Origin of the sequence: Candidatus Enterovibrio altilux, from assembly GCF_002381345.1 — a bacterium.
In the GTDB taxonomy this organism is placed as follows: domain Bacteria; phylum Pseudomonadota; class Gammaproteobacteria; order Enterobacterales; family Vibrionaceae; genus Enterovibrio; species Enterovibrio altilux.
Map to the genome: position 1 here is coordinate 716076 of NZ_CP020660.1, position 26720 is coordinate 742795.

Sequence of the window (26720 nt, forward strand, 5' to 3'; positions counted from 1 at the left end):
TCATCTCCCGTTGCCCCACAAGCAGCTACCTTTTTTTTCAATTATATCTAACTGAGAATTATGCTCAATCAGTTCATCGGCTGATGCATGGATAATCTTTAGTCCTTTTGTTCCTATTTCTACACGCCTAATTTCCCCCCCATCTTGCTCGTTTTTATCAGTACCGCTGAATGCCAATGTAGTTTGTCCGCCTGTCATTAACAAATAAACATCAGCTAATATTTTGGCATCAAGCAAAGCACCGTGCATGGTTCGATGAGAGTTATCTATACCATAACGTTCGCAGAGAATATCCAAATTATTTTTCTGACCAGGAAATATCTGTTTTGCCATTGCAAGGGTATCGGTAATCCTGCAGTAATCTTCAATTTTACCAATTTTAGGATCAAGCGCCTGGAATTCTCCGTCTATAAAGCTGACGTCGAAGGGTGCATTGTGTGCAACCAACTCAGTGCCTTTAATAAACTCAAGAAACTCTTTATGGATAACCGAATATTTCGGCTTATCAACCAAAAATATATCCGTAATACCATGAACAGCAATTGCTTTAAGATCTATCTTACGATCTGGTTTAATATACACATGAAAATAGTTACCCGTTAGTTTACGATTTACAATCTCTACTGCTCCAATTTCAATAATTTTATGCCCTACATTAACAGGACCGCCTTCACGGTTGATGCCCGTAGTTTCTGTATCGAGAACGATTATTTTATTATAATTAGCATTCATTGCATTATTTGTGTAACACTTAATGATTAAATTAAATAGATACTAACAAATATGGTCAAGCAAGTAGAAGTTTTTACGGATGGTTCTTGTTTCGGTAATCCTGGTCCAGGCGGATATGGAGTTGTAATGCGTTACAAAGAACATGAAAAAGTGCTTAGTGAAGGCTTCAGTCTTACGACCAATAATCGTATGGAACTGCTAGCCGCTATTGTGGGACTCACCTGTCTAAAAGAACCCTGTAATGTTACTCTTACAACAGATAGTCAATACGTTCGGCTAGGCATTACACAATGGATCCATAACTGGAAAAATCGAGGATGGAAAACGACTAACAATACACTCGTTAAAAACGCAGATTTATGGAAGCGTTTAGACACAGAAGTCAAACAGCATACTATTTATTGGCAATGGATTAAAGGTCATTCTGGTCACCCAGAAAATGAACGATGCGATGAACTAGCTCGCACTGCTGCTGAAAACCCTATTCAGCCTGATAATGGCTATCTGCCAAACGAGTAATCTTGCCTATTAGGTAGGCTTTGTTTCTTAATTTGAATTCAGATAGCGCATCCCAAGATGATTCACTATCAGACAATCGCTTTCATGTTAGGCATACCTAGCCCGGTCAGCTTATTTAACGTTTTTGCCATGGCGTAAATTTCATTAATCTGAATTACATGATCCTTTAGGTTCAATGTCCCTCCCAGAAGTTTAATGAAGAAACTGTTTAGCTATAGAATCAAGCGATGCTAGGTAATCATTTGACTCGAACCATTACTATTTCTGCTAGGTAACGTTTATGACAACCGGTTTTATTTTTTAAAGAAAAGACCTGAATTTTTAGTCAACACGCTAAATAGTTAGGCTCATTTGAATATTCAGGTCTATGAAAAATCTTCGCTACAAAACAACTAACCGAAAGCAGTATAATAAAGTTTTAATGAATTGTGGTTCACTAACATTCTGAATGTGGGAGACCTCGTTTATTTAGCGACTTAACCATTACGACGGCCCTCATGGTTAAATACGTATTTTCAATGCCATTGAGAGATCTGCAAACATTCATTAACTCTGTTTTTTTAAAGTTGCTCAACTACCGTTGCTATGCTCTCACTCTTCATGCATTAGTAAACGAGCCAAAACAGCTAACGTCACGTTCAAGACGAGAAATAAAGGAAGCATCAAGTACTTAGCCATTGATGCTACGGGACTCAAAGTCTATGGTGAAAGATAATGGAAGGTCAAAAAGCATGGTACTAATGAAAAACGGCAAGTCTGGCGCAAGTTACATTTAGCGGTAGATATAAATGTGCATGAAACTATTATTGCTGAGTGAAGTGCATCAAATGTAATTGACGGTAAAGTGCTATCTAACTTGTTCAAACAGACCCACCGAAAAATCAATGAAATATCAATCCATAATGCTTATTAAGACGCCAGACAATATTACGAAACCGCTCATATTAAACAAGCGATCCCACTCATCCTACCAAGAAAAAGAGCAACTTTGGGGAAACAAGATCATCCGCGTAATTTGCTGTCAGTTACCAGAAGTTATACGGTTCAAATTAGCATTGGAAAACAAGGTATGGTTGCCATAAACGCTCCCTATCAGAGACGATAATGTTTCAAATCAAAAAATTCCTAGGAGGGACATTGAGCTTAAGAGATCACAATGCTTTTTTACATAGTACTTATAGTACATGGTGTTTCATTTTAGTATCCTCAAAATTTCTACAGTAATGCATATAGATGTAGCTTGATCCAGTGTGAAAATACTATGCAATCAAATGATGCAGTCACCAATCCACAGGTACATAAAAATAAGGTTCTATTTTACCTAAACTAAGAAAAAGTGCAGACATGTTCACACTCGAGTAACACAATACGAAAACAAAGATTGCCTCGTATTTAGGTTTCTGATATAGATACTGCCTTCTTTTGACCTAGCAGGTCAGGATGTATTGAGGAGAACGCTTACATGCCAGAAAGCAAAATTAAAAAATCGCTGGGCATCCTGGCTACCGCCGGGTTAGAACCATACCAAGAAAAAGTTGGCGAAAAATACATGAATGATCTTCAAGTTGATCATTTTCGTAAAATCCTTCATGCATGGCGTAGTCAACTACGTGAAGAAGTTGACCGCACTGTTCATCACATGCAGGATGAAGCAGCAAATTTTCCAGATCCTGTTGATCGCGCCGCTCAAGAAGAAGAATTTAGCCTTGAGCTACGTAATCGTGACCGTGAACGTAAACTGATTAAAAAAATTGCGAGAACGCTTCAACGTTTAGAAGACGATGATTTCGGCTTCTGCGATTCTTGTGATATCGAGATTGGCGTGCGTCGTCTTGAAGCTCGCCCTACTGCCGACCTTTGCATTGACTGTAAAACGCTAGCAGAAATCAAAGAAAAGCAAATGGCTGGCTAAGACTTTTTAGTAAATAAAGCAAAAAGGGAGTTCAAGCTCCCTTTTTGCTTTATTTATAGATCTCACTATTGATTGCTAGAGCAGCTTTTAATATTCAATTTCACTTTATAGAAAAGCGTATAAATATAAATTTTAGTTATGCTCAAACGCAATATATTGGGCAACTTGCTTCTTCTCCTTCCGGTCCACTGCATTTAAATAACTTAGTTGTTGCACTAGGTAGTGATCTTCATGTACGGACATGTATAGGTAAATAATTTATCCATATATACTCCTAATCATTGAAGATACTTAATTTATTAATCTGTATAATCAGACTATAGGTAATAAAACTTTTTTAACTGACAGTCAAACATAAAAATTAGAAGCCTAACTCAATTGAGTTGTAATGGTAGAAGACGTGACCGTATAGAAACAGTACTACTTATATTACAAGCGTTTTTTTAATTTTAGTACAGATAGCAAATCCCCATATCATTTATTATTAGACAATCGCTTTCGTATTAGGCATACCTAGTCTTCTCAACTTATTTAGTATTTTATCATAGCGTCGGTTTCACTAATTTAAGTCATGTGATCCCTTAGACTCAATTTCCCCCCCAAGTAATTTTTTACTCGAAGCATTGCTGTCTCTGCAAGGGAACGTTTATGGTAGTCGACTTTATTTCCTAAATAAGGAAACTAAGTTTTTAATCAACACTCTAAACAGTTGGGCTCACTAACATTTTGGATTACTAAAAAAGCTATTCAGCTATGAAATTACACTAAGCAGAGTAATTACGGAAGACCTCGTTTATTTAGCGGCTTAGCCATTACAATGATCCTCATTATAAAATGCATATTTTCAATGCTATTGAGAGGTCTGCAATGGTTAATTAATTCTGTTTTCAAACTTGTTCAACTGCCCTTGTCATGTCCTCCCTATTCATACATTAGCAAGCGAACTAAAACGATTAACATCATGTTCAAGAAGAGTAAAGGAAGCATACAGCACTTAACGATTGATTTTACAGGGCTCAAAATCTACGGCAAAGGAGAATGAAAAGTAAAAAAGCATGGTACTAATGGGAAACGACATGCCTGGCATAGGTTATATTTAGCGGTAAATATAAATACGCATGAAATTATTACTGCTGAGCTAAGTGCATCAAATATGACTGATGGTGAAGTGCTACTGACTTACTCAAACAAGTCCGTCGAAAAATCAATAAAATCTCAGTTAATGGTGCTTATGACACCAGATAATGTTACAAAAACTGTTCGGATTAAACGAACGGTTCCACTCATACCACCAAGAAAAAGAGCAATTTTTTAAAAGCGAGGTCATCCGCGTAATTTAACGATAAGTTACCAGAAGTTACATGATTCCAACCAGCATTGACAAACCAGGTATGATTACCAGAAACGTTCCCTCATAGAGACAGCAATGTTTCGAGTAAGAAAACTACTTGGAGGAACATTGAACTTAAGAGAGCATAATGCTCAGATTGACTAGACTTACGCCATAATAAAAGTGTTAAATAAGTTAACCTGGTTAAGTATGTCTAATATAAAAAGCGACTGTTTCATCATAAAACATGTTGAGATTGGCTATCTAAACTCGAATTAGAAAAGAAAGCCACTTGAAGCGTGAAGCATTAGCAGATTAAGAGTCAGTCTACAGCAACGGAAATTATTACATCTTTTTAAAATATAGGGACATACTATATCATATGCTGTCGTTATTATACTACGACCTATCAAAAATGGGGTGAATTATCTTTAATCAAGTTACCAGCTTTTACCGCAAGGTACTGAATCGTAATAATAAAATACGCAATATCGATGACCTTAAGTTAGAAATTATTCCTCGTCAAGAGCACGGTATATCAAGAAAAGGTATCAGTCAAAATGCGCTGAAGGTTTTATATCGCCTGAATAAAGCAGGCTATGAGGCATACCTTGTTGGTGGAGGTGTTCGCGATCTACTGTTGGAGATACAACCAAAAGACTTTGATATCGCAACCGATGCAACGCCTGACGAAGTGAATGATCTTTTCTGTAACTGCCGTTTGGTCGGGCGCCGATTCCGTTTAGCACATATTCTATTTGGCCGTGACGTGATTGAAGTAGCAACATTTCGTGGTCACCATCCGGGTGATAAAAATAAAAAGAACACGAACCAATCCACCGATGGCATGCTACTGCATGATAATGTGTATGGTTCTATCGATGAAGATGCACAGCGTCGTGACTTCACCGTCAATACACTATATTATAATATTAATGATTTCTCCGTCCGTGATTATGCTGGTGGTGTAGAAGACCTTAAAAATCGAGTAATCCGATTGATTGGCGATCCAGAAACACGTTATCGTGAAGATCCGGTACGTATGCTGCGAGCCATCCGCTTTGCCGCCAAACTCAACATGAAGATAAATACAACAACAGCAGCACCGATCCCGGCACTTTCACATCTACTGCAAGAAATTCCATCAGCGCGTCTATTCGAAGAAAGTTTAAAACTACTTCAATCAGGCCACGGATACGCAACTTATGCCATGTTGCGTAAATACAATTTATTTTTGCCGCTATTCCCAAGTTTTAAAGAACACTGCACGAAAGATCACAGCAGTAAGTGTGAACAAATGATGGCGCTCGTGTTTAAGTCCACAGATAAAGGTGTTGTAAGCGAACAGCGTATTAACACTGCATTTATGTACGCAGCCATGCTGTGGTATCCGGTAGAAACGCGAGCAGAAAGCATTGCTTTTAACAGTGATCTTAGTTACTATGATGCTTTTATGATAGCAGCCAATGATATCCTATATGAACAAGTGAAATACACTGCAATTCCTCGCCGCTTTACGGCAATGATCCGAGACATGTGGCAATTACAGCTTCGTTTAAGCCTTTGCTCGGGCACCCAAGCATACAAACTACTGGAACAGCCAAAATTTCGAGTTGCGTTTGACTTCCTTGAAATGCGTGCCCAAGTAGAAAGTGGACAGCTTAAAGAACTCGCCCTATGGTGGGATGCATTTGAAAAGGCAGATAGTGATGATCGCAACTATATGGTACACGTACTCAATAAAGAACATTCTACCAACAAAGTACGTCGTTGCCATAAAATTAAATCATGCAAACATAAGACACAACCGAATCATAATTAACGAATGCAATGTGTATATCTAGCAATTGGAAGTAATCTGGAAAATCCGGTAATGAAGGTTAAACTAGCCATTGAAGCTTTAAAACACCTCCCGGGTACACAGTTTATTTGCTGCTCTTCTTTGTACAGCAGCAAACCAATGGGAGCTTATGAGCAGCCGGATTACGTCAATGCTGTTGCAATGATTAATACATTACTCGAACCGTTAGATCTTCTTGATCAAACTCAACGTATTGAGCTAGAATTTGGTCGAGAACGTAAAGAAGCACGCTGGGATTCAAGAATCTTGGATTTAGACATACTTCTCTTTGGTAATCTGCAAATAAAAAGTGAACGGTTAATCGTTCCACACTACGGGATGAAAGTACGCGGATTCGTGCTTTGCCCTCTCGCCGAAATTGCCCCGGGTTTGCAATTACCAGATGGGAGTATAATCACCAATTTAGTAGCTGTAATAGATAAAGATGAACTTACCGTTCTCGTGTGATCACAAGGCGAAGGTGCCTTTCAAATAACCAGTAAACTTTAGGTAATAAGATGAAAAAAGTGACTATTAATACCTTAATGGCATGGAAGAAGGAAGGACGTAAATTTGCTTCAGTAACTGCATATGACGCGAGTTTTGCGAAGCTTTTTGAACAACAAGAAATACCATTGTTAGTGGTGGGCGACTCTTTAGGTATGGTACTGCAAGGTAAAAACAATACGCTTTCAGTATCACTAGAAGAAATGGCATATCATACTCGCAGTGTCCGTGCTGGCAGTCCCAATTGCCTTCTTATAGCCGACATGCCATTTATGACTTGCGCCACACCTGAGCAAGCTTGTAATAATGCAGTAGAACTAATGAAAGCAGGTGCTAATATGGTGAAAATTGAAGCTGGATGCTGGCTAGCTCCAACCATCACTATGCTTGTGCAACGGGCCGTACCTGTGTGCGTTCACCTTGGTCTGACACCACAATCAGTTAATATATTTGGTGGTTTTAAAGTACAAGGTCGGAGTGATGAGCAAGCTGAAAAGATAGTGCAAGATGCATTAGCGCTTGAAATGGCTGGCGCGCAAATTATTCTTCTTGAATGTGTGCCTAAAGCACTAGCAGCACGCATCACAGATACTGTTCGTGTTCCTGTAATTGGTATTGGTGCCGGTAACGCTACTGATGGCCAAGTTCTTGTTATGCATGATCTGTTTGGGATTTCAACCAACTATATTCCTAGTTTTTCAAAAAATTATCTTTCAAAAACAGGTGACTTACGTCAGGCCATTTCTCTCTATATTAAAGAAGTTGAAACAGGTGAATTCCCAAGCCATGAACAGACATTTAATTAAGGAATGCTGAAAATATGCAAGTAATCGCTGAAATTGCCTCAGTACGAGACCAAATCCTTCAATGGCGTCATGAGGGGCAACGTATTGCGTTCGTTCCTACTATGGGACACCTTCACGATGGTCATCTGGCTCTTATCAAAAAAGCACTCGAAAACGCCAATGTAGTTGTTGTTAGTATTTTCGTCAATCCAATGCAATTCAATAATCCTGATGATTTAGCAGCTTACCCTCGTACCATTGATGAGGACATTAGCAAACTGAACATGGAAGGTGTTGCGGTTGTTTTCACACCAAGTATAGATATTATGTACCCTCAAGGCATAGACAACCACGTATTTGTTAGCGTTCCAAGCCTTTCTAACATTCTTGAAGGTGCATCACGCCCGAATCATTTTAATGGCGTTGCTACTATTATTAGTAAGTTATTTAACATAATTCAACCAGACGTTGCTTTGTTTGGTGAAAAAGACTTTCAACAGCTTGCAGTGATAAACAAAATGGTTTTCGATTTGGCGCTACCAATTAGTATCATTGGCGTACAAACCGTACGTGAAATGGATGGTCTCGCCATAAGTAGTCGTAATTCTCGTTTAACTGTTGATGAACGCCAACGTGCGCCAGTACTTGCCAAAACACTGCGTTGGATTAGCAGCCAAATGCGTAGTGGTCGTAATAACTACAGTGAGTTAGTGTTGGATGGTAATGACCAGTTACGTGCAGCAGGTCTAGAACCGGATGCAATTTTTATTCGTGATGCAATTACATTACAGCCAGTCACAGATCAGACGACGAAAGCCGTGATCCTTGCCTCAACTATTCTTGGTCAAGTACGTCTTATCGATAACTTAATCGTCGAATATACTATTCCTATGACTGATGACAAGAAAGAATAAATTTCAAACACTTCAATAGAACACTCTATGGAGAATAATTCTATTAAGTTGAATATTATAGTTCATAAACTTGCAAGACTTGATTTCAATGCTCTCTCAAAGTAAAGTTTCTTTATAATTTTATTTCCTCATTCAAATTCAAATTTAAATAGTAAACTACAACACAATTCATTATTTAATGATTACTTGCGTTTTAAACATACTGAAACTTATCAGGTTATTTCACGCTTTGATGATTATGTAGCTTTCATCAATCTAAGCATTATAATCGATTAGACTCACTGTCCCTACCAGTCATTTTTTTGATTCAAACCATTGTTGTCTCTGCTAGGAAACGTTTATGGTAACCGGCTTTATTTCCTAAATAAGGAAACTCAGTTATTAACCTATGCTCTAAACAACTAGGTTCACTTAAATATTCCTGTCTACAGATAAGCCTCAATACAAAACAACTCATTATGAGCAATATAATCAAGCTTTAATAAATTATAACTCACTAATATACTGGATTGAAGAAGAACCCATGTAGCTACTAAATCAAACTAAGCAGGATAATCGTGAGGGATCTCATTACGATGACTTTGATAGTTAAACGCATATCTTCAATGCCATTGAGAGATCTGCAAGAATTAATGAACTATGTTTTCACACTTGTTCAACTGCCGTTGTCATATTCTCACTATACGCGTATTAATAAGCGAGACAAAACGGTTAACGTCGCAGTCAAAACGAAAATTAAAGGAACGATCCAGCATTAACCTATTTATTCTACAGGACTAAAAGTCACGGTGAAGATGAATAAAAAGTACAAAATAAGGCATTAATGGTAAACGGCGAGTCTGGTGCAAGTTACATTTAGCGGTAGATGTAAATGCGTATGTAATGATTGCTGCTAAATTAAATACGTCAAATATGACTGACGGTGAAGTGCTATTTAATTTACTTAAACAAGCACACGGCAAAGTCAATGAAATATCAGGCGAGAGTGCTTAAAATACCAGACAATACTACGAAACCGGTTGTATTACATAAGTGGTGCCATTCATCCCACCAAAAAAAGGAACAACTCCTTAGGCAAAAGATCATCCGTGTAATTTAGCAACCAGTGACCAAAATTATACGATTCAAGTCAGCATTGGAAAACAAAGTATAGTTACCATAAATGGTTCCTATCAAAAACAACAATGTTTTGAATCAAAAAACTACTCGGAGGAACATTAAATCCAGGAAATTACCATGCTCAGATTGACGAACTCTACGCCAGGATAAAAGCATTCAATAAGCTAACCAGGCTAAGTATGCCTGAAACGCAAGTAAGCATCTAAAAGTTAATAGTATTGGGATTTGTTATCTGAACTTGCATTATAAACAAAGCCTACTGGACGTCAAATTTATGTCTTTGACTTTCAGCTTAAAAATTTTTTATAGTCTATCGTGTGACCCTAATTATGAAGAAATTAAGCATCTTCTATGCTTACCAGTGTAACACTATAAAATTTAGCGAGACGCATACTGTGTTATTTCGGTACCGGTATTCGTGTTGCGTTGCCAAGGGCCACTTTTATAAGGAATAACCTGCGCTTTACCATTATCATGATACACAATATCATAAAATTGAGGTAAATTGAAGTTCACGACTTGTCCGGTAAAAAATACTTTAGCTTGGGATGAAGTATAAAAGCGATTCACACTTTGTACCATCTCATCTTTAACGCCACTGAACTGGCGATAGACCTCCACTCGATTATTCTCATCTAGCACGTAAACATTGAATCCTTGATTACAATCTTCAAAGAAAAATTGAATTAATCCCTCGCTCGCATAGGCATCAACCACTTCTGGAGGATGTATCTCTCCGTCTTTATCTAACACAATAATTGGTGAACCATGAATTTTATTGGTGGAAATAGAACGATAGAAATCAACCGAATTCTCTAGTTTTTGCACCGAAACACCTCGACGTTCAAAAAAAAGTCCGAAGGTTTGATTTGCAATACAAATAGCTTTAAAGCGACGGCATGTTTCATGATCGACAGGTTTCAAACGTATATCTATGCATTCAGCTACCAGCTGATACACTAAATTACGGATCAATCCACGCATTTTACCAGCATAACAAAATACATCGACCGATTCTGGAGGAATCGCATCTTGATGCATTTTACCTAACAAGGCTCTTAGCAAATCCAACATAGCATTTTGACCCTTGAAATTCAGGGTTCGCACTTCGTTCCAACTGTTACGGTAAACTAAATCAATACTCCCTACTAAACATTGCTGTTCAGACCCGTAACTAAAAATATTAGTATTTTTAAAATCAAACCGTGTTATAGATTGTTTCAGTTCAAAGGTTGGATCTTGATCAAGATTTATAAACAGCGCCAATTTATGAATTTCGCATGGACTTGATAATGCTTGCAATGATGGGTTAGGGCGGCGAACCGGAAAGGTATTACGCATATCATTCACAAATTGATATAATTTATTAGTATCAATATTGCTGGAACGCACCACCGAATGCAGACACGTTGACACCGTCAGCAGGCCATTAAAATACGCCCACGCCACCAACTTCGATAGATAACTGTTATGCTCAAGCGGAGAGCAACCAATGATGGCCTCAGGCTTCAACGATTGCTTATACAAGTACCATCCCGCAGGGTTAGTCCGATTTTCTAGCACCTGGATCAACGTCAAGTTAGGCTCATGCAAATCTAGAGACAATTGTGGGTTAAGTAATGTCACTTTACCCGGCAATACCTCAAACGCAGCATAAAGCTTACGCGCCAGAATACTAATATCTTCTGGACTAATAGCAGAAGTAATGTCATTATGACGCGCAAAACAAATCAAATTTTGATAACTCAACATAAGTGCTTCGAGCAACTCATTGTGCGCTTCTTTAACTTCTTCAACTTTCCAATTACGGCAATTATCCAAATGCGCAACATAATCTTGGCTCCAACCCCATTCATGAACTAGCATGCAAAGCACTTCACGACGCCAAGGCACAGAGCCAGATTCCGACTCCTGAGTCAACTTTTCATGAGTTTTTAAATAGAAACAACGACGCACCAAATCTAAACGACGGAAGTCATTGATACACTCTAAATAGCGCGTTACTTTTTTTAACATTAAATAGTAGGCATCAGATTGATAGGCATCCACCATACCAGAGAAGAAATGACGTTTCCTATCCACGCTTAAAAACTGTGTTTTTGGGTATTCCCATGAGTAAGCTTCAAGCAAAATAGCTTTAAGAACAGATTTATAAGGTGAATCTATGCTTTTATAGAGCTGCCATAAACTTGAACCAAAGTACTCTTCAGCAGGAATAGATGGTAGTCCGCCGAAATCTATCCAGTCGTCACGACAAATTGCACCGCTGGTGATCATCTTTCCAGTATAAGCTTCATAGCAATCTTCCATTTCTGGTGGTACCAGATACCACAGTAACTGCTGGCCGGCTAAATGAAGAGCTGAACGGTAAAACTCATCAAGTAAAAGGTAATGTTGACTAGACCCACAGTTATCAGAGGTCATTTTTTGTGCTAAATTTTGGCGAAAACGCTGTTCACACATTACAAAGAAGTTAACTTCAATGCCTTGAGTCATAGCCCAATCAGAAATTAGTGCACACTTACTATCGAGCATTGCCCGTTGGTCTGCACTTACCCATTGCTGGACACAAACCCAAATATCAAGATCGCTAGACAGGCTTTGACCCATCGACGCAGTACTGCCCATGGAAAACAGACCTTTGATAGGACAATCGGAAGACTCGTTTTTTTCAGGAGCAGAACTATCAATCGCTAACGAACATTCGTTGACAAAACGGCGTTGAAAGTCAGAAAGCGAAAAGTTAGAAATTCCATGGATGACATTGGGCTCCAAATAACCAGACATGGCCGGATGGTTAAAGTGCAGCAAGACAGGCAATACATCAAACACATTCATGGCCTGCGAATGCATAGCACTTCGTGCGCGTTCCAACCTTACGTGGTTGGAAGAATTAAGGCGCTCTATTTGCCGATCAACATAGTTTTGCAAGATAAACATCCAAAGTTGCCGACATCCAAGTCAACGTAGCTAAACCGATAACTAATAACATCGGTACCCATGGATAAAAACGTGAGCAATTTAACAGTTTTTTTTGGAACGTAAAGCAAACAAAACGTATTATTTTTTATAGTATCGTTCATTTTATGAACAAAATAATGAAATAAATACTTTTTGTTTAAAATTTAATCAAAAAAATAAGTTATATAGTATTCACTTATGAATCAGATTCAAAAAACAGATCTTCATCACACAAGCATAGCCCATACTACCTCATTGTGCGGTTTTCTTTCTTAATTTGAGTTCAAATAGCCAACCTCAACACAATTAATTATTAGATACTCACTTTCATTTTAAGCATGCCTAACTCAGTCAACTTATTTAACCCTTTCATCATTACGGAAATGTCACCAATTTGGACATTGTAATTCCTTAGGCTCAATGTTCCTCTAATAGGTTTCTTAGTTTGAAACATAGCCGTCTCTGATATGGAACATGCACAGGAACCAGTCCTCCTTTTCCAGTGTTGGTTTGAACTGTATAACTTCTGGTAACTGACTACTAAATTAAGCAGATAATCTCGTTTTCAAAAAATTGCTCCTTTTCTTAGTGGAATGATTTAAATCGCTCATTTAATACAGCCAGTTTCGTCACATTATCTGGTCGTATTAAATGGGCGGTTCAAATTAACTTTGGAAAACGAGGACTGGTTCCTGTACATGTTCCATATCAGAGACAGCTATGTTTCGAGTTAAAAAACCACTGGGGGATGACATTGAGTCTAGTAGATGATAATACTTAGATTGGTGACACATCAGCAATGACACAAACGTTAATAAGCTAGCAGGACTAGAGATATCTAAAATAAAAGCGTTCATCTGATTGTTCATTATGTTGGGATTTACTATTTGCACTGGAATCAAAAACAAAGCCGCATGGCAACAATAGTTAAGCACGTTTAAAAACAGAATTAATAAATCTTTGCAGCCTCTCAATAGCATTGATAATATATGGTTGACCATGAGAGCCATTATAATGGTTCAATCACTCAATAAACGAGGTATCTCATAATTACTCTTCTTAATTTAATGCCATCGCCGAATAGCTTCTTCATCAATCCAGAGTGTTAGTGAGCCACGGTTGATTAAAATTTGAGTATGCTGCTTTCAATTAGTTATTTTGTAGCAAAACTTATCCATATACTTAAATCTTTAGATAAACCTAGCGGTTTCAAACGTAGGTTGACAATTAAGTTTCCTGATTGAGGAAACACAACTTGACTCCATACGTTTTACACATCGCTATAATCTGCGATTATCCAGTATTGAGAATCGATGATACGATTAACTTAATAGATACAATTGGATACAATAATGAACTCAATGCCTATTCGTATAGCAACACGACAAAGCCCTCTCGCACTCTGGCAGGCGAAACATGTAAAAACCGCACTGAAATCAACTCATAGTGATTTGGTGGTTGCATTAGTCCCCGTAGTCACCAAGGGTGACATTATCCTTGATACTCCATTGGCTACAATCGGTGGTAAAGGATTATTCGTAAAAGAGCTTGAGCAAGCCATGCTAGACGGTTATGCTGACATCGCAGTGCACTCAATGAAAGATGTACCCGTAGAGTTTCCTAAAGGTTTAGGTCTCGTCACTATTTGCGAACGGGGTGACCCACGTGATGCATTTATTTCAAATATCTATGCGAATATTAGTGATTTGCCCCAAGGCGCAGTTATCGGGACGTCCAGCTTACGTCGTCAGTGCCAGCTGCGTCAAATGCGCCCCGATCTTGTCATCAAAAATTTACGGGGCAACGTAGGAACTCGTCTGACTAAATTGGATAACGGCGAATACGACGCTATCATCCTTGCAGCCGCAGGTTTAAAACGTTTGAACCTACATGACCGCATTCGCACAGCAATCGAGCCTGAAGAAATGTTGCCCGCGGTTGGTCAGGGCGCAGTTGGTATTGAATGCCGCTTAAATGACAAACGCATTCGTACTTTACTAGAGCCATTGTCTGATGCCACTACAACTTACCGTGTGTTGTGTGAACGTGCTATGAATAATCGTCTTCAAGGTGGCTGTCAGGTACCTATTGGTAGTTATGCGATCGTACAAGCTAATCAACTTTACCTCCGCGCATTTGTTGGTGAACCTGATGGCAGCGAAATCATTCATGGTGAAGTCACTGGCCCACTAGAAAAAGCGGAAGAACTTGGAACATGCCTTGCAGAACAGTTACTCGAAGCAGGTGCGCGTACGATTTTAAAAAAATTTTATCAGGCCGAAATATGATTGTACTGATTGTTAGACCCGCTCCTTCATGCTTTGAACTAGTTAATTCTCTCAACCAAGCAGGCATAAAGGCACAACCCGCGCCTTTATTGTCTTTTTCTGAGGGCCGAGATTTACCCACCCTTTCTGCAACATTACAAGCTCTTCCTAAAAGTAGCATTGTTGTAGCTATAAGCCCTCGTGCGGTAGTTTACGCCATAAGCTATTTACGCGACCTCAAGATATCTTGGCGCATTGATTTGCATTACGTGGCGATAGGTAAAAAGACCGCAATCACGTGGCAAGAAGAAAGTGATGTGCACGCATATCAACCGCCCCTAGAAGATAGCGAAAGCATTTTAAGTATGCCACTATTTTCCGATCCTAATTCTTTGTCAGTGCTGATCTTACGTGGCAATGGTGGACGAGCATTATTAGGTGATACGCTTCAATCAAATGGTGCTCACATCCACTATCTTGAAGCGTATCAAAGACACTGGCAAAGTGACAATTTATCATTTCTTGCCAGTCAATGGAGAAAGCAAAACATCGATACCCTTGTTATAACCAGTGGCGGGCAACTAACATTTTTGTGCCAGACAATCTCAGAGTGTAACCAGCAATGGTTGCGCCAATGCCATATACTGGTGCCTAGCAAACGGATTTATAATCAAGCAATTGACCTTGGTTTTCATAATATTATTTGTGTAAATAGTGCCTCTAATAGCACGATATTTCACATTTTATGCAAGATGAATAACTCGAGACATTCTTATGACAGACAAGAATAAAACATTAGGTACAGATAAAGACACATCACCGCCAGCATCCTCAATAGACAAGGAGCCGATAGCTGTGTCGAGCACAACAGCCAAGAAATCGTTTAATGCCTCAACCTCATCCGGCAAAGCTTCTTCATGCTCTGCTTCTAAATCAACAAAACCAACTCAAACAGAAAAACACATTGGCAATAAACTCACGACGGTTGCCCTTATTTTGGCAATCATGCTCAATGTCGGCCTTTATTATTACAATTATCAGCATTCCAAACAATACAGTGGTGAGATTTTTGCACTAACAACGCAGGTGGAAGCATTAAAAACTACATTAACTGATAACAAACAACAGAATCAAAATGCGCTGCAAAGTGTAACTCAAAACACACAAGTGCTGATTAACCAGCAGAATCAAACAATCCTCAGTCTTCAATTCGCTTTAGCTGACATGCAAGGTCGTCAACCTAATGACTGGTTATTAGCCGAAGCGGAACATTTAGTGAACCAAGCAGGCCATCAATTATGGCTCCTGCACGATGTATTAACTGCAATAATCTTGATGGAAACCGCAGATCAGAGAATTGCAACACTTAATGACCCATCTTTAACGTCAATCCGTCAAGCCATAACGAAAGACATCATGCAACTTAAAACCGTTAAGCATATTGATCGCGATGGTATTGTGCTACGCCTCAATAGCCTTCAACAAGAAGTGGACAAACTACCTTTAATAAATATGCCTAAGGCCGCAGCAGTAGGACTGCAAACAGTCTCAACGGACGTAAATGATTGGGCACAAAATTTCAAAATATCTATAAATAATTTCGTTAGTCAATTCATTACTTACCACAAACGTGATGGCAATATTGTACCTTTGTTAACATCTGCACAAACTTTTTATTTACAAGAAAATTTAAAAACAAAACTCGATCAGGCTATTACTGCCGTGTACCGTGAAAACAGTCACCTTTATTCTGAATCAATTAATACAGCAAAAGCATGGGTTGAGCGTTTTTACAATCAAGATATAAAATTGACAGCAGCTTTTTTAACAACTCTAACACACTTAGGTGAACAAACTATCTCGGTGAATTATCCTAAAGTTCTGCACAGTCAAAAAATGATCAGTGAAATATTGGCTGATCGCCTACGACGCTATTTGCCACCATTGCCAGCTGAAAACAGCTCTACAGAGACACAACTAACCGAGGAGTAAAGCCAATGATAAAAATTTTTTTACTACTTATTTCACTGGTAACAGGCATAATTTTCGGTTCAGATCTAGCAGGTAACCAAGGCTATGTCCTGTTCTCCGTAGCGAATCAAACCGTTGAGATGAGTTTTACCACACTAATCTTTCTCGTATTCTCGTTACTAATAGTACTGTTCTGGTTTGAATTTGTATTGCGTAAACTGTTTACGCTATCATACTCAGTTCAAAACTGGGTCTCTAGTCGTAAGTACAAAAAAGCACGTAAACTGACTAATGATGGCTTAATGAAATTATTAGAAGGAGACTGGAAACAAGCTGAGAAACTGGTTATCAAAGGCGCATCACATAGTGATGCACCTTTGATAAATTACTTAGCAGCGGCAGAATCGGCGCAAGGTAGAGGGGATGTGGAAAGCCGTGATTGCTATTTACAGCAAGCCGCCACCTTTGATTCAGACCATCTAGCAACGACTCTTACGCGCGTTAAACTACAATACCGTCAAGGGCAATACGAAGAAGCTCTCGCCAGCCTACAGGAACTAATTGACGAACATCCTCACAATGCCATTCTACTTTCACTATTAAAAGATAGCTACTTACAACTGCAAGATTGGCAAGCGTTACTGCGACTATTACCAGCACTTAAACGTGTCAAAGCAATCACAAAAAAAGAAGCACATAGTCTAGAGATAAATGCTGAGTGCGGTTTAATGGCTTATATTGCTGCCCAAAAAGGCAGTGATGGTTTGTTAGCACACTGGCATAGTTTATCACGTGTAACACGTCAACAAACACCCTTAATTACCTGTTTAATCAAAGAACTTATCGCACGCCATGCAGACTCAGAGGCTTATGCAATTTTACGTAAAAATCTCAAAAAACAGCCAGATGAAAAACTGATTAGTCTAGTGCCTAAGCTCTCTCTACCTGATTATCATCCCGTAATTTTTAAGCTACAAGATTTGCTTAGATATAACGAAAACAACCCTGTTATTCACAGCATTCTTGGTCAGCTCTATTTTCGAGAAGGAAAATGGACAGATGCTCGTCAACATTTCGAGCGAGCATTAGCTGCTCGTCCTGACGTGACAGATTACGCATGGTTAGTCGATACGCTAGAGAAATTGAATGAATCAAGCATTGCAAACAGTGTATCACGTGAAGCCTTGAAATTAGCTCTGCCCGTTTCACCATTGTCGCCTTCATAGGCCTTTGTCTCCTAAATCAGGGAATTCCATTATTAACCTACATTCTCAACAGTTAGGTTAACTGAAATATTCAGGTCTCTGAACGAGCTTCACTACAAAATAACTAACTGGGAACAGTATGATTCAGTTTCAATCAATCGTGACTCACTAATATTTTGGATTGCTCAAAAAGCCATGCAGCTATATAATTAAACTAAACAAGGTTATCGTAGATACCTCGTTTATTTAGCAACTGACCAATTACGATAGTTTTCATGATCAAACGAGTATTTTCAATGCTCTTAAAGAGTCTGCAAAGATGCATTAATTCTGTTTTCAAATTTATTCAACTGCCGTTATCATACCCTCATTATTCATGCCTTAGGAAGCAAACCAAAACAGTTAACGTCAAGTTCAAGGCAAAGAATAAAGGAACCATCTAGCACTTCGACATTGATTTTACAGGGCTCGAAGTCTACGGTGAAGATGGATAGAAAATAAAAGAAATATGGTGCGGATGAAAAACGGCAAATTTAGCACAAATTATATTTAGGAATAGATATCAACACACCTAAAATGATTACTACTGAGTTCAGTGCATCTAATGTGACTGACTGTGAAGCGCTACCTAACTTGCTCAAACAGACCACTGCAAAATCAATGAAATATCAGCCAATGGTGCTCACGATACCAGACAATATTACGAAACCTTTCGTATTGAACGAACAGTTTCACTCATTCCACCAAGAAAAGGAACAACTTTTTAAAAACGAAGCCATCCAAGTAATTTAACAACTAGTTACCAGAAATTATACGGTTTAAATCAGCATTGAAAAACGAGGAATGGTTACCATCAATGTTCCATATCAGAGACGGCCATGTTTCAAGTCAAAAAATTATTCGAAAGGGCATTGAGCTTCAGAAATCACAATACTCAAACTAGCGAAACCGACGCCATGATAAAAGCATTACATAAGCTAATAGGGCTAGACATTCCTAGCACGAAAGCCAGTGTTCGATAATGAATCATGTTGAAATTTACTATTTGAACTCGTATTAGGAAACAAAGCCTAACTTATTTTTACTATGCAGATAGATTCAGGCATTACTCAAATACCTAATGGAGAAATTGGAAGAGATTATGATTTTACAAAAAAAATCTACAAAGAGACAATCAGTTGCATTGCCTCTTAGCGAGACCGTGAAAGCTGCTACAAGACAAGCATTAGCAGCGTTTAAATTATATATGCTGCGGATGACTCTGTATTGGGAAATATTGCCAAAACCGCATCGCATAGGAATTTTAGTGTTGATAGGGATACTGATTATGCTACTACTCTAATCTTAGAGTGATGAAACATTGACAACAGCATAAAATATTAATGAAAGTAGGTATTTATCCAGCTTTAAATAGATGGCTAAGGTGCTTCAAAAAATATTGATTTCGATAGATACACATTGCAAGCGACATCAATGCTGCCAATATCGCACCAAAGAGGATCATTTTAACAATAGAATTCACTATTAAACCATTGCTTCCTTGTTAGGCATACCTAGTCCTGTCAACCTATTTGACGCTTTTATCATGGCGTAGACTTCGCTAATCTAAATTGTATAATCCTTGAGACTCAATATCCCTCCCAGTAGTTCTTTAATTCAAAACATTGCTATCATTAGTAGAAAATGTTTATGGTAACCATACCCATGTTCTAATGTTGATTTGATCCGTATAATTTCTGGTAACTAACGCTTAAATGACACAGATGCCCTCATTCCTAAAAAATTATTTTTTTTGATGGAATGCATGGAATCGTTTATGTAATAGAAAAGGTTTCGCAACACTATCTTGTGTCGTTCGCGTCGTTAGTCATATTTGATGTACTTGACTCAGCAGCAATAATTTCATGCATATTTATATCTATGCTAAATGTAACTAAACCAGATTCACCATTTTCTATCAGCGCCATACTTTTGTACTTCTACTTACCTTCACCGTGAGCTTTTAATCCTATAGACTAAATATTTCAATGCTAAGAAGATTCCCTTAGTTTTTATCTTGAATGCAACATTAACCGTTTTGGCTCGTTTGCTAATGTGTGAATGAGGGTATGACAATGGCAGTTGTACAAATTGCAAACAGAATTGATTAATCCTTGCAGACTTTTCAAGGGCATTAGAATATGCATTTAACCATGAAAGCCGTCGTACTAGATAAGTCGCTAAATAAACAAGACCTTCTACAATTACTTTGCTTAGTTTAATTCCATGTCTGAATGGCTTCTTTATTAATCCAGTCTATTAGTAAGCCAGAATTAATTAAAACTTAATTATACTACTTCTATTTGCTTATTTTTGTAGTAAAGTTTTTTCGTAAACCTAAATATTTAAGTTAGCCTAGCTATTTAGAGCATAGATTGATAATTTAGTTACCTAATCTAGGAAACAAAGTTGCTACATACTCCAACTCATGAAAAGTATTATAGTTCTATTTTGCGCTTATTTCACTCACCTCAGACACGACCTTTTATATGCGCAATTTAGATTCATTATATAATTATCCCTTTAAATGAAGAAGACTACAACTATAAAAATTTGCTAAATGATTAAATACTTATAGCCGATAGTGATTTTTTAACTAAAGCAGTTGCATTCGATTATAAAAAGCGTAGAATTTCAAGGCTTTATTTTGGCATTAGATTCCGTAGTACTATGGACTAATTTAATGTGGTAATGTAATCGAGGATAATATGGTAACCATTCGTTTGGCACGTCACGGCGCTAAAAAGCGTCCATTTTATCAAATTGTTGTTGCTGACAGCCGTGTAGCACGTGACGGTCGTTTCATCGAAAAAGTAGGTTTTTTCAATCCTATTGCACAGGGCCAAGAAGAGACGCTGCGTTTAGATCTGCCTCGCGTCAAACATTGGATTAATGAAGGTGCATCTGTTTCTAACCGCGTAGCACGATTAATCAAAGACGCAGCGAAAATAACATAATTAATCAGTATTACTGATTTAAAGAAAAAGACATGCATAAGCAAGAAAAAGTAATAGTAGGTAAGCTAGGTGCTTCTCATGGTATCCATGGGTGGCTGAAAATTTTTTCTTACACTGAAAATGCTGGAAGCATTTTTGACTACAAACCTTGGTTTATTAAGGTACGTAAAGAATGGCAAAATTTTCAAGTCGAAAGCTGGAAATGTCACGGTAAAAATTGGGTTAGCAAATTGGTAGGAGTTGACGTACGTGAAGATGCACAAACCATAACGAATGCTGAAATAGCAATTAATGCAGACACATTACCTTCGTTGTCAGATGAAGAGTTCTATTGGCGTGAGTTGTTCGGTATGAACGTATTCACTTCACAGGGGTACAATCTTGGTAAGGTTACTAATATTCTAGCAACAGGCTCTAACGACGTGCTGGTCATTATTGCGAACGTAGAAGATACTTTTGGCAAGAAAGAAAGACTAATACCGTTTCTTGATGGACAAGTCGTTAAGATGATTGAGCGCTCCACTCAACGGATTGAAGTCGACTGGGATCCTAGATTTTAAACTCTCCGATAATAATTAAAGTGATGGGAGAAGGAATATGTGGGTTGGTATCATCAGCCTCTTCCCTGAAATGTTCTGCGCTATTACTAACTTTGGGGTAACTGGTCAAGCGATTAGGAAAGGCTTACTCGAAGTAGAAACGTGGAATCCGCGTGATTATACTCACGATAAACACCGGACAGTTGATGATCGTCCATATGGTGGCGGTCCGGGCATGTTGATGATGGTACAACCTTTACGTGACGCTCTTCATACAGCCAAGAACGCCGTCAAAGGTAAGGTGAAAGTAATTTACCTATCGCCTCAAGGCAAAAAACTTGAGCAAACTGGCATTGAGAAGCTGGCAAAAAATGAGACGTTAATTCTTATTTGTGGACGCTATGAAGGGATAGATGAACGGATTATACAAACCGAAGTCGATGAAGAATTATCTATCGGTGATTTTGTACTCAGTGGAGGTGAGTTACCTGCGATGGTGTTGATCGACGCAGTTGCTCGGCTTGTTCCGGGTGTACTAGGAAACTTCGCATCAGCAGCAGAAGACTCTTTTACAAATGGATTGTTAGATTGTTCACACTACACTCGACCTGAAGTAGTGGATGGATGGTATGTACCTGCGGTACTTAAATCTGGTAATCATCAGAATATCCGTCGCTGGCGACTGCAACAATCACTCGGGCGAACTTGGCTTAGAAGACCAGAACTTTTGAAAAATTTAACTTTGACTGACGAACAAAAATTACTGCTTGCTGCGTTTATTCATGAACAAAGAGCAAGTACCTAAACATACTTAATATCAGTTTATTCTACGGTATAGCAAATGAGTAATATAATAAAAAAACTTGAAGAAAAACAACTTAAACAAAATCTTCCTGAAATCAAAGTGGGTGACACCGTTGTTGTTCAGGTTAAAGTAAAAGAAGGTGAACGTTCACGTCTTCAGGCTTACGAAGGTATTATAATCGCCAAACGTAATCGTGGTCTACATTCTGCCTTCACCGTACGAAAAGTATCTAATGGCGAAGGCGTTGAGCGTGTATTCCAAATTCACTCTCCAGTTATTGACAGTATCACTGTCAAACGACACGGTGCAGTACGTCGTGCTAAATTATACTACCTGCGTGAGCGTTCTGGTAAAGCAGCTCGAATTAAAGAGCGTCTAGCTAAAAAATAATTGCTTCATCGTCTATTTCCTTTATGGAATAACTAAGAGCTTACTATTGAGGCCAATTTAAAAATATCTGAGTTTTAAAAAAAACTCTACTGTTTAGTCTGACCTCTTGTATATTCCAGAGCGATCCGGACATTAATGTCATATTTATTCAGGTATCTGTTCCGTTTTAAATTAAACACCATCTCTAGAAGAGACTTTCATTTTTTCACGGATTTTGGAATTACTATTCGGTTATTCAGAAATTATTAAGCTCTCTCTTTATTAATATGAAGTCAAAAAGTGACAATAACAACACAGAGAGTATAGATAAAATATATTGTTCCTCAAATATAACTGTGACCTATCAAGACAGGAGATAGCCTACCGCACCAAAATCAGCAGCTCAAAAGCTTCTAAAAAATCACTCCAATTTAAACAAAATCATATTACTTAACCATTCCACGAAACCTGCGTAGGCATCAAGTTTTCTCGTGACTTTTGCCATGCAGAAACAGTAAGCAAAATGAAAAGTATGCCTGACTTTACATTGTGCTTTAAAAAATTCAGAAAGCAGGCATAACCAAGCAGCTGATATATTAGAAGAGCATGTAGTGTATTTTACAACGACGTGCAGCATTATGATTAAATCTGTGAACGATTTTATCTCCTAATTAGAGTTCAGACAACAAATCCTACCATGGTTAACAATTAAATAATTGCTTTTGTTTGAAACATACTTATCCCTATCAAATTATGTAATACTTTTATCAGGACATAAGTTTCGTTAATCTGAGCATTATAATCTCTTCAGCTCACTGTCCTTCCAAGTAGTTGTTAACTCGAAACAGTGCCGTTTTTAACAGGGAATGTTTATAGTAACCATACTCCATTTTACAGTGCTGATTGAACCGTTCGTTTAATACGAACGGTTTCGTAACATTGTCTGGTGTTGTAAGCTCCATCAGCGAATGTTGCATCGATTTTCCCATCAGTACTATGCTTTTTTACTTTTTATTCGCCTTCATAAGAGACTGTACGCCCCGTAGAATCAATGGCTACGTGTTGAATACTTCCCTTTATTCTTCGTCTTGAACATGAAGCTAACCGTTTTGGCTCGCTTGCTAATACATGAATCGTGATGGCATAACAATTGCAGTTGAATAAATTTGAAAACAGAATTAATTAATTCTTGCAAACTCTTCAATGACATTGAAAATACGCATTTAATCATTAGGACCATCGCAATGGCTAAGTCACTAAATAAACGAAATCTTCCATGATTACCCTGCTTAGTTTGATTCCATAGTTTAATAGCTTCTTAATCAATCCAGGATATTAGTGAACCACTATTGATGAAAACTTGATTATACTATTTACAGTTAGTTTTTTTGCAGCGAATATTTTTTATAAACATGAATGTTTAAGTAAGTCTAACTGTTTAGAGTATTGGTTGAAAATTTAGTTTTATTTAGGACATAGAACCAATTATCATAAAGATTCCATAGTAGAGCCAACAAGACTAGGTATGCCTGGCATGAAAGTGATTATCTAATAATTAATCATGTAAAAATTTATTTTTTGAATTTAAATTAGGAAATAAAATCCTTTAAATGCGTATTTTAAATCCCATTGAGAAGTCTACAAAGATTCATTAATTCTGTTTTCAAACTTGCTCAACTGCCATTGTCATGACCTAACTATTCATGCATTAGCAATCAAACCAAAACGGTTAACGTCACGTTCAAGGCGAAACATAAAGGAACTATCCAGTACGTGGCCATTGATTTTATAGGGCTCAAAGCCTATGATAAAAATGAATAAAAAGTAAAGAAAAGAATGGCACTGAAAGGAAACAGTGAATCTAGCGCAAGTTACATTGAGTGGCATCTATAAACACGCACAAGAGCATTACTGCTGAGTTAAATTCATCGAATATGACTTACCATTAAGTACTACCTAACTTGCTCAAACAAACTAGTCGAAAAATCCATAATATATCAGTTTATGATGCTCACGACACCAGATAGTATTATGCAAGCGTCGATATCAAACTAACCAAATCATTCAGCCATAGCACTTGCTTGACCTAAGCCCAACACCCTGTTAATTATTTGACATCTTCGTAAATTTTTTAGGGCTTATCATGTCTGTAAAACATCCTATTATTGCAGTCACCGGTTCATCCGGCGCCGGAACGACAACAACTTCCGATGCTTTTCGGAAGTTATTTAACATGCTCAGTATAAAGTCAGCATGGGTGGAAGGTGACAGTTTTCACCGCTTCACTCGTCCAGAAATGGACGTTGAAATTCGAAAAGCTTGTGAACAAAGTCGCTATATCAGCTATTTCGGGTTGCAAGCCAATCATCTGCCAATGCTTGAAGCCTTATTCCGTGAATATGCTGAACACGGTACAGGTAAATTTCGCCGTTATCTACATACTTTTGACGAGGCAGCACCATATAACCAAATGCCTGGCACATTCACAGCATGGCAAGATTTGCCAGAGAACACAAATACCATGTTCTACGAGGGTCTTCACGGGGGAATTGTGAATGGTCACGTTAATGTTGCTCAGTATGTTGATTTACTGATCGGCATGGCCCCTATTGTAAATCTGGAATGGATTCAAAAATTTGTCCGTGACACGCATGATAGAGGACATTCACGTGAAGATGTCATGAACTCCATTGTACAATCAATGGCTGATTACTTGCATTATATAACACCTCAATTTAGTCGAACACACATTAATTTCCAACGTGTGCCAACCGTGGACACTTCCAACCCGCTTAACACTACAACTGTTCCTAGTTTAGATGAAAGTTTTGTGATAATTCACTTTCGCGACGTCAAAAAGGTTCGCTTTCCATATCTACTTTCCATGATCCAGGGATCTTTCATGTCAAAGCATAACACCATTGTGGTACCAGGCGGTAAAATGAACTTTGCTATGGAGATAATTACGCGCCCACTAATACAACAACTTATTGAGACCAGCAAAACCAGTTAATAATAAATTTAACATTATATAACATCAGTGACAAGTAAATTGATTCGTGACAAACAACAGTCTTAATGATAATGTAATATCTTAATTTAAGTTAAAATAGCAGAATCTCAATATAATTCACTATTAAATGATCATTTTTGTTTGAACCGCATAATTACTGGTGACTTAGCACTAAATTACGCGGATGATCTCCTTCCAAAGAAATTGCTCCTTTTCTTGGTGGAATAAGTGAAGCAGCTCATTTAATCCGAACGGTTTCGTAACTTTGTCTCGTATCATAAGCATCATTAGCTGATATTTCATGAATTCTATAAAGGGTCTGTTTGAGCAAGTTAAGTAGCACTTCACCGGTAGTCATATTTTATACACTTAGCTGAGCTGCAATGATTTCATCCGTGTTATATCTACCGCTAAATGTAACTTACGCTAGACTTCCCCCGCTTTTCATCAGTGCCATGCGTTTTTACTTTCTATTTTCCTTCACCGTAGACTTTGAGCCCCATAAGATCAATGACTAAGTCACTAAATAAACGAGGTCTTCCATAATTACTCTGCTTAATTTAATTTCATAACTGAATTGCTTTTTCATCAATTCACGATGTTAGCGAACCACGCTTGATTACACTGCTTCTAGTTAGTTATTTTACAGCAAAAATTATTCATAAGCCTAAATATTTAGGCAAGCCTAACTGTTTGAGTATTCATTTAAAACTTAGTTTTTTATTTAGAAAAGCAAGCCAATTACCATAAATATTACCTAGCAAGGCAGGAATGGTTCAAGCCAAAAAACTGCTGGGAGGGACATTGAACCTAAGGAATCACACAACTCAGATTAGTGAAACCGATGCCATGATAAAAGCGTTAAATAAGCTGGTAAGACTAGCCATACCTAACACGAAAGTGATTGTCTAATAGTGAGTCATGCTGAAATTTACT

General features: G+C 38.0%; 21 protein-coding genes and 9 pseudogenes. 22 read left to right on the top strand and 8 right to left on the bottom strand.

Translation table 11 applies throughout. From position 1 onward, the window contains the following. Window positions 1-732 (bottom strand): DNA polymerase III subunit epsilon, encoded by a 732-nt coding sequence (gene dnaQ, locus BTN50_RS03045; protein WP_096618983.1) that lies wholly within the window; start codon window positions 730-732, stop codon window positions 1-3. A 51-nt stretch (window positions 733-783) separates the two neighbouring features. Here dnaQ and rnhA point away from each other — a divergent pair, with 51 nt between their 5' ends. Beyond that, window positions 784-1251, top strand: coding sequence for a ribonuclease HI (gene rnhA / locus BTN50_RS03050; RefSeq protein WP_096618984.1), 468 nt, complete (start codon window positions 784-786; stop codon window positions 1249-1251). 68 nt (window positions 1252-1319) lie between these two features. On the opposite strand, the pseudogene BTN50_RS12080 reads toward rnhA, so the two are convergent. Next, window positions 1320-1445, bottom strand: a pseudogene (locus BTN50_RS12080) (IS5/IS1182 family transposase); the annotation flags it as partial. A gap of 173 nt (window positions 1446-1618) precedes the next feature. Here BTN50_RS12080 and BTN50_RS03055 point away from each other — a divergent pair. The 3 genes and pseudogenes from BTN50_RS03055 (at window position 1619) to BTN50_RS09715 (ending at window position 3420) form a co-directional block, all read left to right on the top strand. Then, window positions 1619-2475, top strand: a pseudogene (locus tag BTN50_RS03055) (IS5 family transposase). 238 nt (window positions 2476-2713) lie between these two features. Then, window positions 2714-3163 carry an RNA polymerase-binding protein DksA gene (gene dksA, locus BTN50_RS03060; protein ID WP_096618985.1) on the top strand — a complete coding sequence of 150 codons (450 nt, stop codon included), beginning with the start codon at window positions 2714-2716 and terminating at the stop codon, window positions 3161-3163. 68 nt (window positions 3164-3231) lie between these two features. Then, window positions 3232-3420, top strand: coding sequence for a hypothetical protein (locus BTN50_RS09715; protein ID WP_150137204.1), 189 nt, complete (start codon window positions 3232-3234; stop codon window positions 3418-3420). Window positions 3421-3647: 227 nt separating this feature from the next. Here the strand turns inward: BTN50_RS09715 and BTN50_RS10940 are convergent. Beyond that, a pseudogene (locus tag BTN50_RS10940) lies at window positions 3648-3817 on the bottom strand (IS5/IS1182 family transposase); the annotation flags it as partial. Between the two features lie 55 nt (window positions 3818-3872). Here BTN50_RS10940 and BTN50_RS03065 point away from each other — a divergent pair. From BTN50_RS03065 to BTN50_RS03090, 6 genes and pseudogenes are all read left to right on the top strand, one after another. Beyond that, window positions 3873-4772, top strand: a pseudogene (locus tag BTN50_RS03065) (IS5 family transposase). A 184-nt stretch (window positions 4773-4956) separates the two neighbouring features. After that, window positions 4957-6315 carry a polynucleotide adenylyltransferase PcnB gene (pcnB, locus tag BTN50_RS03070; RefSeq protein WP_096618986.1) on the top strand — a complete coding sequence of 453 codons (1359 nt, stop codon included), beginning with the start codon at window positions 4957-4959 and terminating at the stop codon, window positions 6313-6315. Between the two features lie 3 nt (window positions 6316-6318). Next, the gene (gene folK, locus BTN50_RS03075) at window positions 6319-6801 is read left to right on the top strand and encodes a 2-amino-4-hydroxy-6-hydroxymethyldihydropteridine diphosphokinase (protein ID WP_096618987.1); all 483 of its coding nucleotides are present in this window, start codon (window positions 6319-6321) and stop codon (window positions 6799-6801) included. 50 nt (window positions 6802-6851) lie between these two features. Beyond that, a complete protein-coding gene (gene panB / locus BTN50_RS03080) occupies window positions 6852-7646 on the top strand; it encodes a 3-methyl-2-oxobutanoate hydroxymethyltransferase (protein ID WP_096618988.1) in 795 nt (264 codons plus the stop codon). 14 nt (window positions 7647-7660) lie between these two features. Beyond that, a complete protein-coding gene (panC, locus tag BTN50_RS03085) occupies window positions 7661-8539 on the top strand; it encodes a pantoate--beta-alanine ligase (protein WP_096618989.1) in 879 nt (292 codons plus the stop codon). A gap of 421 nt (window positions 8540-8960) precedes the next feature. Beyond that, window positions 8961-9864, top strand: a pseudogene (locus BTN50_RS03090) (IS5 family transposase). Between the two features lie 172 nt (window positions 9865-10036). Here BTN50_RS03090 and BTN50_RS03095 read toward each other — a convergent pair. Both BTN50_RS03095 and BTN50_RS12085 read right to left on the bottom strand, forming a co-directional pair. Then, window positions 10037-12598 carry a class I adenylate cyclase gene (locus BTN50_RS03095; protein ID WP_096618990.1) on the bottom strand — a complete coding sequence of 854 codons (2562 nt, stop codon included), beginning with the start codon at window positions 12596-12598 and terminating at the stop codon, window positions 10037-10039. 951 nt (window positions 12599-13549) lie between these two features. Continuing rightward, window positions 13550-13749: pseudogene (locus tag BTN50_RS12085) on the bottom strand (transposase); the annotation flags it as partial. Between the two features lie 222 nt (window positions 13750-13971). On the opposite strand from BTN50_RS12085, the gene hemC reads away from it, so the two are divergent. The 6 genes and pseudogenes from hemC to BTN50_RS12090 all read left to right on the top strand — a co-directional run bounded on the left by hemC (window position 13972) and on the right by BTN50_RS12090 (window position 19404). Beyond that, window positions 13972-14907, top strand: coding sequence for a hydroxymethylbilane synthase (gene hemC / locus BTN50_RS03105; protein WP_096618991.1), 936 nt, complete (start codon window positions 13972-13974; stop codon window positions 14905-14907). Next, window positions 14904-15677 (top strand): uroporphyrinogen-III synthase, encoded by a 774-nt coding sequence (locus BTN50_RS03110; RefSeq protein WP_096618992.1) that lies wholly within the window; start codon window positions 14904-14906, stop codon window positions 15675-15677. Before hemC ends, BTN50_RS03110 begins: the two co-directional genes overlap by 4 nt. Next, window positions 15661-16878, top strand: a complete 1218-nt coding sequence (locus tag BTN50_RS03115; protein ID WP_096618993.1) for a uroporphyrinogen-III C-methyltransferase — start codon at window positions 15661-15663, stop codon at window positions 16876-16878. The genes BTN50_RS03110 and BTN50_RS03115 overlap by 17 nt, the downstream gene beginning before the upstream one ends. A 5-nt stretch (window positions 16879-16883) precedes the next feature. Beyond that, complete coding sequence (locus BTN50_RS03120; RefSeq protein ID WP_096618994.1) at window positions 16884-18083, top strand: heme biosynthesis protein HemY; 1200 nt, start codon at window positions 16884-16886, stop codon at window positions 18081-18083. Between the two features lie 78 nt (window positions 18084-18161). Beyond that, window positions 18162-19084: pseudogene (locus BTN50_RS03125) on the top strand (IS5 family transposase). Between the two features lie 233 nt (window positions 19085-19317). Further along, a complete protein-coding gene (locus BTN50_RS12090) occupies window positions 19318-19404 on the top strand; it encodes an OapA N-terminal domain-containing protein (RefSeq protein WP_223823260.1) in 87 nt (28 codons plus the stop codon). A gap of 182 nt (window positions 19405-19586) precedes the next feature. Here BTN50_RS12090 and BTN50_RS03135 read toward each other — a convergent pair. Then, a pseudogene (locus tag BTN50_RS03135) lies at window positions 19587-20379 on the bottom strand (transposase). 430 nt (window positions 20380-20809) lie between these two features. On the opposite strand from BTN50_RS03135, the gene rpsP reads away from it, so the two are divergent. Genes rpsP through rplS form a run of 4 tightly spaced genes read left to right on the top strand, consistent with a single transcriptional unit; the run spans window position 20810 to window position 22792 of the window. Next, window positions 20810-21058, top strand: a complete 249-nt coding sequence (gene rpsP, locus BTN50_RS03140) for a 30S ribosomal protein S16 (protein ID WP_096618996.1) — start codon at window positions 20810-20812, stop codon at window positions 21056-21058. A gap of 32 nt (window positions 21059-21090) precedes the next feature. After that, the gene (gene rimM, locus BTN50_RS03145) at window positions 21091-21618 is read left to right on the top strand and encodes a ribosome maturation factor RimM (RefSeq protein WP_096618997.1); all 528 of its coding nucleotides are present in this window, start codon (window positions 21091-21093) and stop codon (window positions 21616-21618) included. A gap of 37 nt (window positions 21619-21655) precedes the next feature. Beyond that, window positions 21656-22402, top strand: coding sequence for a tRNA (guanosine(37)-N1)-methyltransferase TrmD (trmD, locus tag BTN50_RS03150; RefSeq protein WP_096618998.1), 747 nt, complete (start codon window positions 21656-21658; stop codon window positions 22400-22402). A 36-nt stretch (window positions 22403-22438) separates the two neighbouring features. Further along, window positions 22439-22792, top strand: a complete 354-nt coding sequence (gene rplS / locus BTN50_RS03155; RefSeq protein ID WP_096618999.1) for a 50S ribosomal protein L19 — start codon at window positions 22439-22441, stop codon at window positions 22790-22792. A 687-nt stretch (window positions 22793-23479) separates the two neighbouring features. On the opposite strand, the pseudogene BTN50_RS03160 reads toward rplS, so the two are convergent. Further along, window positions 23480-24125 (bottom strand): annotated as a pseudogene (locus tag BTN50_RS03160) (transposase). Window positions 24126-24914: 789 nt separating this feature from the next. On the opposite strand from BTN50_RS03160, the gene BTN50_RS03165 reads away from it, so the two are divergent. Further along, on the top strand, window positions 24915-25784 hold the full coding sequence (locus tag BTN50_RS03165; RefSeq protein ID WP_096619000.1) for a phosphoribulokinase: 870 nt from the start codon (window positions 24915-24917) through the stop codon (window positions 25782-25784). 171 nt (window positions 25785-25955) lie between these two features. Here the strand turns inward: BTN50_RS03165 and BTN50_RS12095 are convergent, their stop codons facing one another. Next, on the bottom strand, window positions 25956-26132 hold the full coding sequence (locus BTN50_RS12095; RefSeq protein ID WP_161492926.1) for a hypothetical protein: 177 nt from the start codon (window positions 26130-26132) through the stop codon (window positions 25956-25958). A 423-nt stretch (window positions 26133-26555) separates the two neighbouring features. Here BTN50_RS12095 and BTN50_RS10015 point away from each other — a divergent pair, with 423 nt between their 5' ends. After that, on the top strand, window positions 26556-26696 hold the full coding sequence (locus BTN50_RS10015) for a hypothetical protein (RefSeq protein WP_161492927.1): 141 nt from the start codon (window positions 26556-26558) through the stop codon (window positions 26694-26696). Window positions 26697-26720 lie beyond the last annotated feature (24 nt).